The sequence below is a fragment of the Pseudomonas sp. RGM 3321 genome, from assembly GCF_022836805.1.
Lineage (GTDB): Bacteria > Pseudomonadota > Gammaproteobacteria > Pseudomonadales > Pseudomonadaceae > Aquipseudomonas.
Genome location: NZ_JALHBH010000103.1, coordinates 25,858 through 41,250, shown reverse-complemented (window position 1 = coordinate 41,250; position 15,393 = coordinate 25,858). Strand labels below are relative to the sequence as shown.

Annotated in this window: 15 protein-coding genes; 4 read left to right on the top strand and 11 right to left on the bottom strand. The window is 59.7% G+C overall.

What is annotated here, in order from left to right; all coding sequences use genetic code 11:
- Positions 1 to 130: 130 nt before the first annotated feature.
- The 6 genes from RGM3321_RS09775 to RGM3321_RS09750 form a co-directional block, all read right to left on the bottom strand.
- Positions 131 to 676: a C40 family peptidase gene (locus RGM3321_RS09775; protein ID WP_244392890.1), complete on the bottom strand. Its 546-nt coding sequence runs from the start codon at positions 674 to 676 to the stop codon at positions 131 to 133.
- Positions 677 to 766: 90 nt separating this feature from the next.
- Positions 767 to 1,495 carry a C40 family peptidase gene (locus RGM3321_RS09770; RefSeq protein ID WP_244392888.1) on the bottom strand — a complete coding sequence of 243 codons (729 nt, stop codon included), beginning with the start codon at positions 1,493 to 1,495 and terminating at the stop codon, positions 767 to 769.
- Between the two features lie 75 nt (positions 1,496 to 1,570).
- Entirely contained in the window at positions 1,571 to 2,335 is a 765-nt protein-coding gene (locus RGM3321_RS09765) for an NAD-dependent deacylase (RefSeq protein WP_005744733.1), read from the bottom strand.
- Complete coding sequence (gene hda / locus RGM3321_RS09760; protein ID WP_002554607.1) at positions 2,329 to 3,033, bottom strand: DnaA regulatory inactivator Hda; 705 nt, start codon at positions 3,031 to 3,033, stop codon at positions 2,329 to 2,331. The genes RGM3321_RS09765 and hda overlap by 7 nt, the downstream gene beginning before the upstream one ends.
- A 216-nt stretch (positions 3,034 to 3,249) precedes the next feature.
- Positions 3,250 to 4,323, bottom strand: coding sequence for an AI-2E family transporter (locus RGM3321_RS09755; protein ID WP_244392887.1), 1,074 nt, complete (start codon positions 4,321 to 4,323; stop codon positions 3,250 to 3,252).
- A 38-nt stretch (positions 4,324 to 4,361) separates the two neighbouring features.
- Positions 4,362 to 5,465, bottom strand: coding sequence for a DUF2066 domain-containing protein (locus RGM3321_RS09750; protein ID WP_244392885.1), 1,104 nt, complete (start codon positions 5,463 to 5,465; stop codon positions 4,362 to 4,364).
- Between the two features lie 341 nt (positions 5,466 to 5,806).
- Here RGM3321_RS09750 and purM point away from each other — a divergent pair, with 341 nt between their 5' ends.
- The 4 genes from purM to RGM3321_RS09730 all read left to right on the top strand — a co-directional run bounded on the left by purM (position 5,807) and on the right by RGM3321_RS09730 (position 9,054).
- Entirely contained in the window at positions 5,807 to 6,865 is a 1,059-nt protein-coding gene (gene purM, locus RGM3321_RS09745; RefSeq protein WP_002554610.1) for a phosphoribosylformylglycinamidine cyclo-ligase, read from the top strand.
- Positions 6,865 to 7,515 carry a phosphoribosylglycinamide formyltransferase gene (gene purN, locus RGM3321_RS09740; RefSeq protein WP_244392883.1) on the top strand — a complete coding sequence of 217 codons (651 nt, stop codon included), beginning with the start codon at positions 6,865 to 6,867 and terminating at the stop codon, positions 7,513 to 7,515. The genes purM and purN overlap by 1 nt, the downstream gene beginning before the upstream one ends.
- Positions 7,516 to 7,523: 8 nt before the next feature.
- Entirely contained in the window at positions 7,524 to 8,237 is a 714-nt protein-coding gene (locus RGM3321_RS09735; RefSeq protein ID WP_002554612.1) for a DUF3108 domain-containing protein, read from the top strand.
- Between the two features lie 637 nt (positions 8,238 to 8,874).
- On the top strand, positions 8,875 to 9,054 hold the full coding sequence (locus RGM3321_RS09730) for a hypothetical protein (RefSeq protein ID WP_002554613.1): 180 nt from the start codon (positions 8,875 to 8,877) through the stop codon (positions 9,052 to 9,054).
- 79 nt (positions 9,055 to 9,133) lie between these two features.
- Here RGM3321_RS09730 and RGM3321_RS09725 read toward each other — a convergent pair whose 3' ends face one another.
- From RGM3321_RS09725 to cysM, 5 genes are all read right to left on the bottom strand, one after another.
- A complete protein-coding gene (locus RGM3321_RS09725; RefSeq protein WP_005744739.1) occupies positions 9,134 to 9,673 on the bottom strand; it encodes a DUF2058 domain-containing protein in 540 nt (179 codons plus the stop codon).
- A gap of 30 nt (positions 9,674 to 9,703) precedes the next feature.
- On the bottom strand, positions 9,704 to 10,537 hold the full coding sequence (gene mazG / locus RGM3321_RS09720) for a nucleoside triphosphate pyrophosphohydrolase (protein ID WP_244392881.1): 834 nt from the start codon (positions 10,535 to 10,537) through the stop codon (positions 9,704 to 9,706).
- Positions 10,538 to 10,564: 27 nt separating this feature from the next.
- Positions 10,565 to 12,808: a GTP diphosphokinase gene (gene relA, locus RGM3321_RS09715; RefSeq protein ID WP_058400182.1), complete on the bottom strand. Its 2,244-nt coding sequence runs from the start codon at positions 12,806 to 12,808 to the stop codon at positions 10,565 to 10,567.
- A 156-nt stretch (positions 12,809 to 12,964) separates the two neighbouring features.
- Entirely contained in the window at positions 12,965 to 14,320 is a 1,356-nt protein-coding gene (gene rlmD / locus RGM3321_RS09710; protein WP_244392879.1) for a 23S rRNA (uracil(1939)-C(5))-methyltransferase RlmD, read from the bottom strand.
- Positions 14,320 to 15,222 carry a cysteine synthase CysM gene (gene cysM, locus RGM3321_RS09705; RefSeq protein WP_057403460.1) on the bottom strand — a complete coding sequence of 301 codons (903 nt, stop codon included), beginning with the start codon at positions 15,220 to 15,222 and terminating at the stop codon, positions 14,320 to 14,322. Before cysM ends, rlmD begins: the two co-directional genes overlap by 1 nt.
- Positions 15,223 to 15,393: the final 171 nt, after the last annotated feature.

Below are 15,393 nucleotides of genomic sequence, written 5' to 3'. Positions count from 1 at the left end.
CCCTTTCGCGAACAAGTTCGCTCCTACGGCCTGCGGCCAGAATCTAAAGTAAAGTTGAGCGCTCCGCGTGGGCGTGGGCATGCAGTTCTGGACGCTCTTGAGTGCGCGCAGAGCAATCAGCGCGAAGCGCTTAAGGCCGATTCTGCGCCAGGCTGGACGGCTGAATCACGCGTTTGGCGTTGAGATAGGCTTTCTGCCAGTAAGGCTTGTCGAGGCTGTCGAGCTTGACCGTGCCGCCGCTGGCCGGCGCATGCACGAAGCGGCCTTCGCCGACGTAGATGCCCGCGTGGGACACCTGCGAGCCGCCCGAGGTGGCGAAGAACACCAGATCCCCTGACTGCAATTGCTCGCGACGGATATTCGGCACGCCCATCACGATCATCTCGCGCGTGGAACGCGGTAGGGAAATGCCCGCTGCATCACGATAGACATAACCTATAAGACCGCTGCAATCAAAACCGGAGTCAGGCGTGTTGCCGCCCCAGCGATAAGGCGTGCCAACCAGCCCCAACGCACGAAACAGCACGTCTTCGGCAGCCGGAGAAAGAATCTGAGGGGGAGCAGTGACCACCGGACGCTGAACGATCCGGGGTGCTTTGGGCGGTGGCGGCGCGCTGGCGCAAGCCCCCAGCAACGCAGCAACAGAGATGACTATCAGGCGCAACGCAATCGACATAACCACAACAACCTATCCGGATGCGGCTTACGCTGCCGAGAAGCTCAAAAACGCAGAAAGACCCGAAGGTCTTGTTCTGCGCGTTCTATTTTATTTACGCCGCTTGGGCGCGGTCTTGACTGTAGTCGAAGTCATCGCCGTTGTCTGCGTTACTTCAGGTGTCGATTTTACTGCAACAGTACCCGGGGCCATCGCCAGAGGCCGCTTGGCCTCGATGAAGGTCTTGCTCCAGTAGGCGTCATCGAGGCTGTCGATGCGCACACCGCCGCTGCGGCGACTGCTGGAGTGGATGAACTGCCGATTACCGGCGTAGATCGCTGCATGGCTGACCTGACCGCGACCGCGAGTACTGAAGAACAGCACATCGCCCGGCTGAAGCTTGTTGCGCGCCACCAGAGGTGCGTTGACGTTGATCATTTCACGCGTGGAACGTGGCAGGCTCATGCCGGCCTCTTCGCGAAACAGATAACCGATGAAGCCGCTGCAATCGAAACCCGAAGAAGTCGACGTGCCGCCGAACTTGTAGCGTGTGCCGATCAGCGACTTGCCACGCTCCAGGATGCTGTCGGCCAGGGCCGGCAGTTGGTAAGACTTGTTATCAGCGAACTGGGACAGTTCGTCTTCGGTAGCGAGCTCGTCCTGCAGGACTGCCGCGTCGGCGCGACGGGCTGCGGACTGGGCATTTGCATTGATTGCGCTCTGATAGCGTGGAACTGGCTGGACCTGTTCCTGCTGTGCGACCGGCATATTGGCCGAGCAACCGAAGAGGAATGTAACGAGTGCGAGAGGCACGAGGGGTGCAAAGCGAACAACCTGCATGGGCACAACCGTGGCTGACTAGTTAAGATGGCGAGACTATGCCTTTTATGAAGGTGATTTGCAAATTCAATCGAACTAGATGTGACTTATGAGTTCCGCCATGACATGTGCTGCACGGCATTGCAAAAAGACGTCCATCTGCGCGCTGTGATCGGTCGGCTGCGGATTGATTTCCGCCGTAAAACCCCCGGAAACTCTGGTGCGAATGACCGGTTCGTGAATGTAGGGGAAGCTTGCCGTGGTACCAATACTCAGGACTGCGTCATAGCCTTTAGCCAGTTGTTCATACAGTGTTTCCAGTGCCCTTTCAGGGAGCATTTCCTGAAAAAGAACGACGGGCGGTCGCATAACGCCACTACATGCCGGGCATAAAGGGGGCAAAGGACGCTGCAAGTGCTCACTCAATTGCGGATCTTCAGCGCCGCAGGATTGGCAAAACAGTGGCGAGAGCTGCCCGTGAATTTCGATCAGGCGCTCCGGCGGGCTGCCAGCGGCGCGATGATAGCCGTCGACATTCTGGGTCAGCACCCAGCACTCGGGCTTGATGCGCTGCAACTGCGCGATGGCGTAATGCGCGACGTTGGGCTCACCTCCCAGGCAGGCCTTGCCCAGCTCGGCAATATATTTCCAGCACAGCTCGGGGTCACGGCGCAGCATCGGCCCGGACAGGGCCATTTCGATAGGCAAGCCATCGTCGGTCTTGCCGTTGTACAGCCCGCCAACGCCGCGATAGGTCGGCAAGCCCGAATCAGCCGACAGTCCTGCCCCGGTGATCACCAGAATCCGTTGTGCATGGCGCAAGGCTGCCGCCGTTTGCATCAACAGCGCCTGATCTACCACCCCAGCGTCTCTTTAAGGAAGGGAATGGTCAGCTTGCGCTTTTCCTGGAGTGACGCCTGATCAAGGCGCTCAAGCAATTCGAACAGCGCGCTCATGCTGCGTGTACCACGCGTCAGGATGAAATGGCCTACCTCATCGGTAAGGTGCAGGCCGCGCCGTGACGCACGCAGTTGCAGCGCACGCAGCTTGTCTTCGTCGGAAAGACCACGCATCTGGAATACCAGGGCCATGGTCAGACGGGATTTCAGATCGGGGAGCTTGACCGGCAGTTCGCGGGGCGATTTGGACGCTGCAATAAGCAGACGACGCCCGCTGTCACGCAAACGGTTGAACAGGTGAAACAGGGCTTCTTCCCACTCCGGCTTGCCGACAATGGCTTGCAGGTCATCCAGGCACACCAGTTCGTACTGTTCAAGATGGTCGAACAGCTCGATACCTTCATCGATGACTTCGGCAAGCGGCAGATACACCGCTGGCTCGCCCAGTTGCTCGAAACGCAGGCACGCAGCCTGAAGCAGGTGCGTGCGCCCTACTCCATCCTTGCCCCACAGATAGATGAGGCTTTCCGTCCACCCAGCGTCGGCTTCGCACAGCCGCTCGACATAGCCGAGTGCAGCGGCATTGGCGCCTGGATAGTAATTGACGAAAGTGGCGTCATCACGCAGACGCACACTCAGGGGCAGCTGAATCGGTTTCATGCTGACTAACGGCTCATGCAAACCGTCAAGGGCCTCTGTGTAAAGAGCGCAAAGTTTATACCCGTGAAGCGGGTCGCACAATGCGACAGACCTCAAGCAAAATCAAAGGTTTGCGTCAGGGTGCGTAAAGCGCAGGTCGAGAAAGGGCGTTTTGACGTGACGCATGCATTGCCTGGACAAGCCTCTTCACCGGGCAGTGAAGAGGCGTGCGTACGCCTACAGCTCTGGATCTTCCGCACCGGCATAGATTTCCGAGTCTTTATAAACGTCATGCATGTGCCGCACCAGCACCATGATCACCGCAGCGACCGGCAACGCCAGCAGAATGCCGGTGAAGCCGAACAGCTCGCCACCCGCCAGAATCGCAAAGATCACCGCCACCGGGTGCAGACCGATGCGATCCCCTACCAGTAATGGCGTCAGCACCATACCTTCGAGTGCCTGACCGATCATGAATACGGCAACGATGCCCATCATCGGGTACAGGTCACCACCAAACTGGAACAACCCGGCGACCAGTGCCGAACCAATGCCGATCACAAAGCCCATATAAGGCACGATGGCAGCCAGACCGGCGATCACTCCGATCAACAGGCCCAGCTCCAGCCCGACCAGCATCAGACCGGCCGCGTAGATCACTCCGAGACCGACCATGACCAGCAGTTGCCCGCGTATGAACGCGCCCAGCACCTCGTGACACTCGCCCGCCAGCTTGACGATTTGACCTTCACGCTGACGTGGCAGCAGACCGCGGATCTTGCCGGTCATGATGTCCCAGTCACGCAACAGGTAGAAACACACCACCGGGATCAGCACCAGATTGGTCAGCCAGCCGATCAGCGCCAGGCTCGACGCCGTAGCCTGGGACAGCACGACAGAGACGATATCCCCGGCCTGCCCCATGTGTTCGGAGATGGCTGCCTTGATCTTGTCGAACTTCCAGAACCCGTCTGCCAGACCGAACTTGGCCTGCACCCACGGCAACGCCGAGTGTTGCAGCCAGTCGAGGATCTGCGGGGCCAACTCATAGAGACGAAACAACTGTTTGGCCAGCATCGGCACCAGCACCAGCAGCAAGGCCATCAGCACCAGTATGAACAGACCGAACACCGCCACCACGCTCAAGGTTCTGGACAGCCCGGCACGCTCCAGACGATCCACCAGCGGATCGCCCATGTAGGCCAGCAGCAGCGCTACCAGAAAAGGGGTGAGGATCGTGTGCAACAGCACCACGAATGCGACCAGCAAGGCCAGGCCGCCGATCCAGAACCAACGCCGTGTATCAGTCATCAACATCCCTCAACCCAATGGAAAAGCGCTTTGCCGGATTACCAGCGGAAATAAAGCTGTGGCGCGGACGCCGGAACAATCATCGGTGCGGGCGCAGGTGCCGGAACAGCAGCAGCTCCATTGGCTGGCGCAACCGGCGCAGTCGCATCGACAGGCGCAGCAGGCGGTGTTGGGGCAGCGGCTGCCTCGGCTGCGGGCACTTCCTGCAATTTGGCCAGCGACAACTGCGAGCGTAGCTGGTCGGTGCTGCCACTGACCTCAAACACCACTTTGTCGCCGTCAACAGAACTCAGACGCACGTCGAACGGATCAAGTAACTGAAGCAGTTGTGCATAGCGCTCCAGTGTCATGCCCTGAACCTGCACCAACAGGCCCGTCGAGGCACCGGGCTTGGCGACAAAACGCGGGGCCAGACGCTGGCTGACCGACAGCAACACCGCATCGGCCAACGCTTCGGAACTAGCCCCGGTCGCGGTGCCCTGCTCGCGCTGATCGCCCAGCCACAAGCGCCATTTGCCCTGCCACTGGCCTGCATCTTCCTTGGCGTGCACCGCCAGTATCGCGTCAGCACCGTAACGCTCGGAAGCTTCCTTGAGCGGCGCGGCATCAGTGCCTTCAAGTGTCTTGGCGTTACCGATGCCCTGCTCGCTCAAATCCGCCAGCGGCAGACGCAGCGGCAAACCGCGGTGTTGCGCAGCGCGGCGCAGTGGTTCAGCGGCGGCCTGACCGTCACCGACCAGATTCGAGCCTTCGACCGAGTCGTTCAGCCACCAGCCGAGGATCGACGGGCGATTACTGCCCCAGATCGACAGGCCGGCATCACGCAACGCACGGTCGGTGGTCGCTGGATCGAAGTCCACCAGCAGGGTTTCCGGCGGACCGGCCTCATAGCCGTACTGGCTGATGATTTGCTGCGGGTCTTTGCGCAGCGCGGCGATGGCCGAACCCTGCGCGGCCTTGGCGTCGCCGGTCAGGCGCAGCACCAGCGTTTCGACCGCGGCCTGGGTAGCCCGTGTGCGCTCATCGGGCGACTGGCCAGTAACCGGCTCGCGGACCTGATAAAGGTTGCTGACTGTTTCGGCAAGGCTGGGGAGGCTGATCAGGGACAGGCAGCCGACTAAAAGAATTCTGGAAAAACGCATGGACAGTTCCCGAACGGAAAAAAGTAAAAAGAAGCTGTTTCAGGAGGTGTACAAGTCTGGGACAGCCTTGAACCACCAATCATTCAATTTGCGCATAAAGTACACCTTAAACGGCGGCACTCGCACTGACGGGAGGCGCCGGATCAGGTTTATTTGGCGCAACACCGCCCTGTTGTCGGCGCAAGGATGGCCCCTGGGGAGCAAGCCTGATAAAATCGCGCGCCTTCGCAGACCGGCAATCGCCACGGCCCAACATTACCATCGCATGACAGCGCGGTGCTGAACGGGTCCCAACGCAGCGGTCGATACCTCCGAATCCCCCCTAAAGGCCTGGATTTTCTATGAGCAAGCAACCCTCCCTGAGCTATAAAGACGCCGGTGTAGACATCGACGCCGGTGAAGCATTGGTCGAACGCATCAAGAGCGTCGCCAAGCGCACCAAGCGTCCGGAAGTCATGGGCGGCCTGGGAGGCTTCGGCGCCCTCTGCGAAATCCCGGCTGGCTACAAGCAACCGGTCCTGGTTTCCGGCACCGACGGCGTGGGCACCAAGCTGCGTCTGGCCCTGAACCTGAACAAGCACGACACCATCGGCATCGATCTGGTCGCCATGTGCGTCAATGACCTGGTGGTCTGCGGTGCAGAGCCGCTGTTCTTCCTCGATTACTACGCCACCGGCAAGCTGAACGTCGACACCGCTGCCCAGGTCGTCACCGGTATCGGTGCTGGCTGCGAACTGGCTGGCTGCTCGCTGGTCGGCGGCGAAACCGCTGAAATGCCGGGCATGTACGAAGGCGAAGACTACGATCTGGCTGGCTTCTGCGTCGGCGTCGTGGAAAAGGCCGAGATCATCGACGGTTCGAAAGTCGCTGCCGGTGATGCCCTGCTCGCCCTGCCATCGTCCGGCCCGCACTCCAACGGTTATTCGCTGATCCGCAAGATCATCGAAGTGGCCGGTGCCGATATCGAAAGCATCCAGCTGGACGGCAAGCCATTGACCGAGCTGCTGATGGCGCCAACCCGCATCTACGTCAAGCCGCTGCTCAAGCTGATCAAGGAAACCGGCGCGGTCAAGGCCATGGCCCACATCACCGGTGGCGGCCTGCTCGACAACATCCCGCGTGTTCTGCCGCAAGGCGCTCAGGCCGTTGTCGACGTCGCCAGCTGGCAGCGTCCGGCCGTGTTCGACTGGCTGCAGCAGCAAGGCAACGTCGCAGAAAACGAAATGCACCGCGTGCTGAACTGCGGCGTCGGCATGGTTATCTGCGTTGCTCAGGAACACGTTGAAGCCGCGCTGAAGGTTCTGCGCGAAGCTGGCGAGCAGCCATGGGTGATCGGTCAGATCGCTACCGCTGCCGAAGGTGCGGCACAAGTCGAGCTGAAAAACCTCAAGGCGCATTGATGCCAGCCACCTGCGATGTCGTGGTGCTGCTGTCCGGCACCGGCGGCAACCTGCAAGCGATGATCGACAGTTTCAAGGACGGGGCCAGCCCGGTCCGCATCCGCGCGGTGATTTCCAACCGCGCAGATGCGTTCGGCCTGCAACGCGCCAGAGACGCAGGCATCGAAGCCTGCGCGCTGGATCACACTGTTTATGAAGGCCGTGAAGCCTTCGATGCAGCGCTGATCGAACTGATCGACACTTTCCAGCCACAGTTGGTGGTACTGGCCGGGTTCATGCGCATTCTCAGCGCAGGCTTCGTGCGCCATTTCCATGGCCGTCTTCTGAATATTCACCCTTCCCTGCTGCCGCGGTATAAAGGCTTGCACACGCACAAGCGTGCGCTGGAAGCTGGTGACACCGAGCATGGCTGCAGCGTGCATTTCGTCACCGAGGAACTCGATGGCGGCCCACTGGTCGTACAGGCAGTTATTTCGGTACAGTTGCACGACACGCCCACAACGCTCGCGCAACGGGTTCATGTTCAAGAGCACCGTATTTACCCACTGGCCATTCGCTGGTTTGCCGAGGGCCGACTGAGCCTTGGTGAACAAGGTGCGTTACTGGATAGCCAGTTACTCCCGGCCAGCGGCCATCTGATTCGACATTAGGAGATATTATGCGTCGCGCTCTGCTCTTCGCTTTCGCTCTGCTCGCATTGCCTGCCGTACAGGCCGCAGAACTTCAACCCTTCTCCGCCAGCTATACCGCCGACTGGAAACAGCTGCCCATGAGCGGCACGGCTGAACGCAGCCTGGAAGCCGGAGCCAATGGCACCTGGACCCTGAGCTTCAAGGCCTCGATGATGATTGCCAGTCTGACTGAAGTCAGCACACTGAAGGTCGACAAGGAAACCTTGCTGCCTCAGACCTACAGCTTCGAGCGCAGCGGCCTGGGCAAATCCAAGAAGGTTGATCTGGCGTTCGACTGGAACACCAAGTTCGTCACCGGCACCGACCGTGGCGATGCGATCAAGCTGCCGCTCAACCGTGGCATCCTCGATAAGTCCACGTATCAGCTGGCGTTGCAACACGACATCGCTGATGGCAAGAAGAGCATGAGCTACCAGGTGGTCGACGGTGATGAAGTAGACACCTACGACTTCCGCGTACTGGGCTCGGAAAAGGTCACCACCAAGACTGGCCAGGTCGATGCGATCAAGGTCGAGCGCGTACGTGACCCGACACAAAGCAAGCGCACCACTGTGCTGTGGTTCGCCAAGGACTGGGATTACCTGCTGGTCCGCCTGCAACAGGTCGAAACCGACGGCAAGGAATACAACATCGTCTTGCTGGACGGCACCGTCAACGGCAAGGCCGTCAAAGGCAGCTGATTGCCCTGACCGCCCGCACCACAGAGCCCCGCTTTTTAGCGGGGCTTTTTATTGGCTGAAGGCATGCGACGCACGATAGTTACGATCATCGTTCCTCACGCTCCAGCGTGGGAATGCAGGTCTCGACGCTCTGCGTCGTCAATGAGGACGCGGAGCGTCCAGAAAGGCATGCGACGCGGAGCGTCGCACGATAGTTGCGATGATCGTTCCGCACGCTCCAGCGTGGGAATGCAGGTCTCGACGCTCTGCGTCGCAAAAGAGGACGCGGAGCGTCCGGAAAGGCATGCGACGCGGAGCGCCGCACGATAGTCAGGTTGATCGTTCCTCACGCTCCAGCGTGGGAATGCAGTTCTCGACGCTCTGCGTCGTCAAGAGGACGCGGAGCGTCTGGAACGGCGTTTACACGCGCATTCGGACAGGCTAGAAGCACATGAAACATCCTTCATTTTGCCACCATTGCGCTGTAAGCCTCGTCGTGCAAGGGCTGCAGAGGATCGATCAGTTTATGACCACCGGGGAACCTGAACAGGCTATTTACTTAGGCAGCTAACAAATTCTATAAAAGAGTCCTGCGACACATCGCCGCAGTATCCAGAGGCCTAACCACTCAGGCCATCAAAGTCAGGAGCTTACTACTATGACTGTCAGAGTTACTGAACGCGACGACGCCCACCTCTCTCACGAAGCCGTTGCCGACGGCATCCAGATCTGGGACGTGCATCAACAGGACCAACTTGTAGGCATGTTCCACGTAGAGTCCGATGCTCTACGCTACAAGGAAGAGCTGGAAGCACTGGAAAGTCAGGGCAACCACTAAGGTTCCTGAACCGCAACCACCCAGAACAATAAACGACAAAACCCGCTGAATGCGGGTTTTGTTTTGAGCGGTCAGCGAGTTACCACATCAGGTCATCAGGCACCTGATACGCAGCGTACGGATCGTCGGCATCCGGCGCTTCGGTCGGGGTGTTGAGCAACACGATACGGCGCGGGTCGCGCTCCTGAATCTTCAGCGCAGCCTCACGCGGAATGATCTCGTAACCGCCGCCGTGGTGAACGATGGCCAGAGAACCGCTGCTGAGCTTGTTGCGCACCAGCGCGTTGACCGAGATCCGCTTGACCTTCTTGTCGTCAACGAAGTTGTAGTAATCCTCGGTAATCAGCTTGGGCAGACGCGACACTTCGATCAGTTGTTTGACCTGAGCGGTACGGGCCTTCTGCTCGACCTTCTCCTGCTGCTGACGGTTGAGCTCCTGGTCACGCTTGGCCTTCTCGGCCATCGCTTCCTGAGCCGCACGTTTTTGCGAGTCGTCGGCCTGAGCCTGACCCTTGTGCACCAGACGCTGCTCTTTCTGCTTTTCTTTGCCGACCTGCTTGGCCTGCTTTTGGTTGACCAGACCTGCCTTGAGCAACTGATCGCGAAGGGAAAGGCTCATTGTCTACTCACTTATACCGTTACCGCACACTCAGCCGCAGCCGGGCGTGCTCTTTTCCTGACGTTTGGCTTCGCCCCACAATGCGTCCATTTCTTCGAGCGTGCACTCTTCAATAGGTCGCTGGATGTGGCGCAATGCCTGTTCAATGAATCGGAAGCGTCTGTCGAACTTGCTATTGGCCGAGCGTAGCGCAGTTTCCGGGTCAACTTTAAGGTGCCGGGCCAGGTTCACGACGCTGAACAGCAAATCGCCGACTTCCTCGGCAATGCCCTCGGCGTCATTGTCGACCATGGCCTCGAGAATTTCATCGAGTTCTTCACGCACCTTGTCGACCACCGGCAATGCCGCAGGCCAGTCGAAACCCACCTGCGCTGCACGCTTCTGCAGTTTGGCCGCACGACTCAACGCGGGCAAGGCCCTCGGCACGTCGTCGAGCAACGACAACTGCTCGGGCACACCGGCCTTTTCGGCACGCTCCTCGGCCTTGATTTCGTCCCAACGAAGGTTGACCTGCTCGTCGGTCAGGCGCGGCGTTTCTGCCGGCGCGTACAGCTCGCCGGTCGGAAACACGTGCGGATGGCGACGCAGCAACTTGCGGGTAATGCCGTCGATGACGTCGTCGAATTCAAACCGGCCTTCTTCCTTGGCCAACTGGGCATAGAAGACCACCTGAAACAGCAGGTCTCCCAGCTCGCCCTTCAGATGGTCGAGGTCGCCCTGCTCAATGGCATCGGCCACCTCGTAGGCTTCTTCCAGCGTATGCGGCACGATGCTGGCGTAGGTCTGCTTCAGGTCCCACGGGCAACCAGACTGCGGATCACGCAGCCGGGCCATAAGGTTCAGCAGGTCTTGAACTGTATACATGGGGCTCCCTGTGAGCGCAGGCAACGCTTATGGCGTCCTGTTCCTGCGCGTTTCAATGATGTTCGGCAACTGGGAAATACGCCCCAGCAACCGTCCCAGCGCGTCCAGACCCGGAATCTCGATGGTCAGCGACATGAGCGCTGTGTTGTCTTCCTTGTTCGAGCGGGTGTTGACCGCCAGTACGTTGATGCGCTCGTTGAGCAGCACCTGGGTGACGTCACGCAGCAGGCCGGAACGGTCGTAGGCGCGGATGATGATGTCCACCGGGTACGTGAGCACCGGCACCGGCCCCCAGCTGACCTGAATGATCCGCTCGGGCTCGCGACCTCCCAGTTGCAGCACTGAAGCGCAATCCTGACGGTGAATGCTGACGCCACGGCCCTGGGTGATGTAACCGACAATTGCATCGCCCGGCAGCGGCTGGCAGCAACCGGCCATCTGTGTCATCAGGTTGCCGACGCCCTGAATCTGAATATCGCCACGCTTGCCAGGCTTGTAGCCCGTAGCCTTGCGCGGGATCAGTTCCAGCTGTTCATTGACGCGATCAGGTTCAACCTGCTGCTGAGCCAGATTGACCAGCTGCGCCAGACGCAGATCACCCGCGCCCAGGGCGGCAAACATGTCGTCGGCGGTCTTGTGATTGGCCTTGTCCGCCAGCTTGTCGAAGTCGACCTGCGGCAATGCCAGGCGCGCCAGCTCACGCTCGATAAGGGTTTTACCGGCCGCAACGTTCTGGTCGCGGGCCTGCAATTTGAACCAGTGAACAATCTTCGCCCGCGCCCGCGAGGTGGTGATGTAACCGAGGTTGGAGTTCAGCCAGTCGCGGCTCGGCGTACCGTGCTTGCTGGTGATGATCTCGACCTGTTCGCCGGTCTGCAGGCTGTAGTTGAGCGGTACGATGCGGCCGTTGATCTTCGCACCACGGCAGTTATGGCCGATTTCGGTGTGCACTCGATAGGCAAAGTCCAGCGGTGTCGCGCCCTTGGGCAGATCGATGGCGTGGCCGTCAGGGGTGAAGACGTAGACGCGGTCAGGCTCGATATCAACCCGCAGTTGGTCTGCCAGACCACCGATGTCACCCAGCTCTTCATGCCACTCAAGCACCTGACGCAGCCAGGAAATTTTCTCTTCGTAATGATTGGAGCCAGATTTGACGTCAGTGCCTTTATAGCGCCAGTGCGCGCAAACGCCAAGTTCGGCCTCTTCGTGCATGGCGTGGGTGCGGATCTGCACTTCCAGCACCTTGCCTTCCGGCCCGATGACCGCTGTATGCAGCGAGCGATAGCCGTTTTCCTTGGGGTTGGCGATGTAATCGTCGAACTCTTTGGGAATATGCCGCCACAAGGTGTGCACAATGCCCAGCGCGGTGTAGCAGTCGCGCATTTCCGGGACCAGTACACGCAACGCACGCACGTCGTAGATCTGGCTGAATGCCAGGCCTTTGCGCTGCATTTTGCGCCAGATGGAATAGATATGCTTGGCTCGGCCACTAATGTCAGCCGTCACGCCGGTGGCTTGCAGTTCGTTGTCGAGCTGGGACATGACGTCGCTGATGAAGCGCTCGCGGTCCAGCCGGCGCTCGTGCAGCAGCTTGGCGATCTGCTTGTACTGATCAGGCTCCAGGTAGCGGAAAGACAGGTCTTCCAGCTCCCACTTGATATGCCCGATACCCAGGCGGTGGGCCAGCGGTGCGTAGATGTCGAAGACTTCCCGGGCCACACGGTTGCGTTTCTCGTCGTCGGCGTTCTTTACCGCACGAATCGCGCAGGTGCGCTCGGCCAGTTTGATCAGCGCAACGCGAACGTCGTCTACCATCGCCACGAGCATCTTGCGCAGGTTTTCAACCTGCGCCTGACTGCCCAGCACCAGAGATTGACGAGGGCTGAGACTGGCGCTGATCGCGGCCATGCGCAGCACGCCGTCGATCAGTTTGGCAACCGTCGCGCCGAAACGCTGCTCGACCTCCGGCAAAGGGATGACGCCTTCACGCACGCCGCGGTAAATGACCGCCGCAACCAGCGAGTCCTGATCCAGCTTGAGGTCAGCCAGGATCTCCGCGATTTCCAGACCGGTCTGGAAACTGGAGGTGCCCTCTGCCCAGTGATTCTTGTGGACCTTGTCGTTCTGCTCGGCTTGCCGGGCGAATTCACAGGCCTGTTTCATGACTTCCCGGTCCAGGACCAGGTCGACGCTGACAATATGATCGAGCCACGCGTCGAGATTGATACTGCCGTCTGTGTTTATCGGCTGGTTCGCTCTCACCTGTACCATGCTGCTTACCTTCCCTACGGCGCGATGAATAGCGCCATCAGTCGCCAGCCTTCTGAACGAATGCCACTTGCCGGGCAAGCAAGGACCGGCATTCGCGGGCCAGTCGGATTAAATGAGGTTCCTTGTCAGCAGCGACCTCGATCCAATGAACGCTGCTCACTTACTCATTTCAAATAAAGCCATCGCCTCGACATGCGCCGTCTGTGGAAACATATCGAGGATTCCGGCACGTTTTAATCGGTAGCCCTGACTGATCAGTTCGACCGTGTCACGAGCCAAAGTTGCCGGGTTGCATGAAACATAAAGCAGTCGCCGGGCACCCGTTTTTCTGATCTGGCGAACCACTTCAAAGGCCCCGTCACGCGGTGGGTCCAAGAGTACCGCAGAAAACCCTTCCGCCGCCCAGTCTGCGTGTGTCAGCGGCTGGGAAAGATCCGCCTGAAAAAACTGCACATTGTGCAGATCATTACTCATTGCGTTGACGGCTGCACGATCGACCATGGTCGCAACGCCTTCGACCGCCACCACTTCCTTCGCCAGACCCGCCAGCGGCAAGGCAAAATTGCCCAGACCACAAAACAGGTCCATTACCCGTTCATCTTTGGCAGGCGCCAGCCATTGCAGGGCCTGCTCGATCATCGCGGTATTGACCGCCGCGTTGACCTGAATGAAATCTCCCGGTCGCCAGGCCAGTTGCAGGTTCCACGGCTCCAGCCGGTAACCCAGCGTATCGCCAGGGCTGGCCGGTTGGGGCTCGCCCTCGCCGTGCAGCCACAGCTGCGCGCGGTGCTTCGAGCAAAACGCCTGCAACAGCGTCAGGTCGGCCTCGGCAAGCGGCGCGGTGTGGCGCAACAACACGGCAGTCGCAACCCCACTGAATAACTCGACGTGACCCAGCGCCTGCGGTTTGCTGAAGTTTTTCAGCATGCCAGGCAACTCATTCATGATGGGTTGCAAGGCCTGTACCAGCACCGGACAGTGTTCGATACTGACGATGTCCTGACTGGCGGCTGCGCGGAACCCAACGTCCAGCCTTTTGGCCTTGGCATCCCAGCGAACCGCGACCCGCGCGCGTCGGCGATAGGCCAGTTCGGCACCGCTCAAAGGCGCAGCCCATTCATCCGGCACCACGTTCGCTACCCGCAACAATTGCTCGGCGAGCATGCGCTGTTTCAGGGCAAGCTGTTCTTCGTGGGGCACATGCTGAACACTGCAGCCGCCACAGCGACCGAAATACTCACAGGCCGGAGTGCGACGCATGGTGCTGGCGGTGAAGACCCGCTCGGTGCGCGCCTCGACGACCTTGCCGCGCGCATTGAGCACGCGCGCCTCGACCTCCTCGCCCGCCAGACTGCCGGCGACAAACCAGGTCTTGCCGTCGAGAAAAGCGATACCGCGACCGTCATCGGACAGACGCTCGATAGTCAGCCACTGTTTTTTACCGGCAGGAATCTGCACGGTCTTGACGCCGCCCGTGGGCTGAAAGCGCAGACCTCGTTCATGCTTGGCCATCAGTTGGGCGAATCGTAGATGCCGGTCGACAGGTAGCGGTCGCCTCGGTCACAGATGATCGCCACAATCACGGCGTTTTCGACTTCACGGGAAATGCGCAGTGCTCCAGCGACCGAGCCGCCGGACGACACGCCACAGAAGATACCTTCTTCGCGCGCCAGTCGGCGCATGGTGTCTTCGGCCTCGGTCTGGCCCATGTCGATAATGCGATCGACACGGTCCGACTGGTAAATCTTCGGCAGGTATTCGTGCGGCCAGCGGCGAATGCCGGGGATCGAAGCACCCTCCATCGGCTGCAGACCGACGATTTGCACCTCGGGATTCTGCTCCTTGAGGTAGCGCGAGGTGCCCATGATGGTGCCCGTGGTGCCCATTGAGCTGACGAAATGGGTGATGGTGCCCGCCGTCTGCTGCCAGATTTCCGGACCGGTGGACGTATAGTGAGCCTCGGGGTTGTCGCCATTGGCGAATTGATCGAGCACCTTGCCGCGGCCTTCGGCCTGCATGCGCTCGGCCAGATCACGGGCACCTTCCATGCCCTCGTCCTTGCTGACCGAAATCAGCTCGGCACCGTAGGCGGTCATCGCCGCCTTGCGTTCGGCACTGGAGTTGTCCGGCATGATCAGAATCATCCGGTAACCCTTTATCGCTGCGGCCATGGCCAGTGCGATCCCGGTATTGCCGGAGGTGGCTTCGATCAGCGTGTCACCCGGATGGATCTGGCCGCGCAACTCGGCACGGGTGATCATCGACAGTGCCGGACGGTCTTTTACCGAGCCAGCGGGGTTATTACCTTCAAGCTTCAACAGGAGGGTATTGCTGGTATTACCCGCCATGCGTTGCAGACGCACCAGCGGAGTGTTGCCGACGCAATCGGCAATGGTTTGATACTGCAGGGTCATGGCGTCTTCGCAATCCAGACTGCGGGGGGTGCCTATCATAACGGCAAACGCCCAAAGCCCATATCACGCAAAGTGCGCTTATTATTCCCAAAAAGAATAAGCCCTTACATTTTCACTACAGCCCTCTTTCGCGCCGTATGGAGAGTTATGTGTCATCCCCACGGTAAATGG

What these genes read in the sequence shown, in the direction of transcription:
- RGM3321_RS09775 (WP_244392890.1), bottom strand. Translation starts at nt 676, where the DNA reads ATGTCGATTGCGTTGCGCCTGATAGTCATCTCTGTTGCTGCGTTGCTG.
- RGM3321_RS09770 (WP_244392888.1), bottom strand. Translation starts at nt 1,495, where the DNA reads ATGCAGGTTGTTCGCTTTGCACCCCTCGTGCCTCTCGCACTCGTTACA.
- hda (WP_002554607.1), bottom strand. Translation starts at nt 3,033, where the DNA reads ATGAAACCGATTCAGCTGCCCCTGAGTGTGCGTCTGCGTGATGACGCC.
- RGM3321_RS09755 (WP_244392887.1), bottom strand. Translation starts at nt 4,323, where the DNA reads ATGACTGATACACGGCGTTGGTTCTGGATCGGCGGCCTGGCCTTGCTG.
- RGM3321_RS09750 (WP_244392885.1), bottom strand. Translation starts at nt 5,465, where the DNA reads ATGCGTTTTTCCAGAATTCTTTTAGTCGGCTGCCTGTCCCTGATCAGC.
- purM (WP_002554610.1), top strand. Translation starts at nt 5,807, where the DNA reads ATGAGCAAGCAACCCTCCCTGAGCTATAAAGACGCCGGTGTAGACATC.
- purN (WP_244392883.1), top strand. Translation starts at nt 6,865, where the DNA reads ATGCCAGCCACCTGCGATGTCGTGGTGCTGCTGTCCGGCACCGGCGGC.
- RGM3321_RS09735 (WP_002554612.1), top strand. Translation starts at nt 7,524, where the DNA reads ATGCGTCGCGCTCTGCTCTTCGCTTTCGCTCTGCTCGCATTGCCTGCC.
- RGM3321_RS09730 (WP_002554613.1), top strand. Translation starts at nt 8,875, where the DNA reads ATGACTGTCAGAGTTACTGAACGCGACGACGCCCACCTCTCTCACGAA.
- RGM3321_RS09725 (WP_005744739.1), bottom strand. Translation starts at nt 9,673, where the DNA reads ATGAGCCTTTCCCTTCGCGATCAGTTGCTCAAGGCAGGTCTGGTCAAC.
- mazG (WP_244392881.1), bottom strand. Translation starts at nt 10,537, where the DNA reads ATGTATACAGTTCAAGACCTGCTGAACCTTATGGCCCGGCTGCGTGAT.
- relA (WP_058400182.1), bottom strand. Translation starts at nt 12,808, where the DNA reads ATGGTACAGGTGAGAGCGAACCAGCCGATAAACACAGACGGCAGTATC.
- rlmD (WP_244392879.1), bottom strand. Translation starts at nt 14,320, where the DNA reads ATGGCCAAGCATGAACGAGGTCTGCGCTTTCAGCCCACGGGCGGCGTC.
- cysM (WP_057403460.1), bottom strand. Translation starts at nt 15,222, where the DNA reads ATGACCCTGCAGTATCAAACCATTGCCGATTGCGTCGGCAACACTCCG.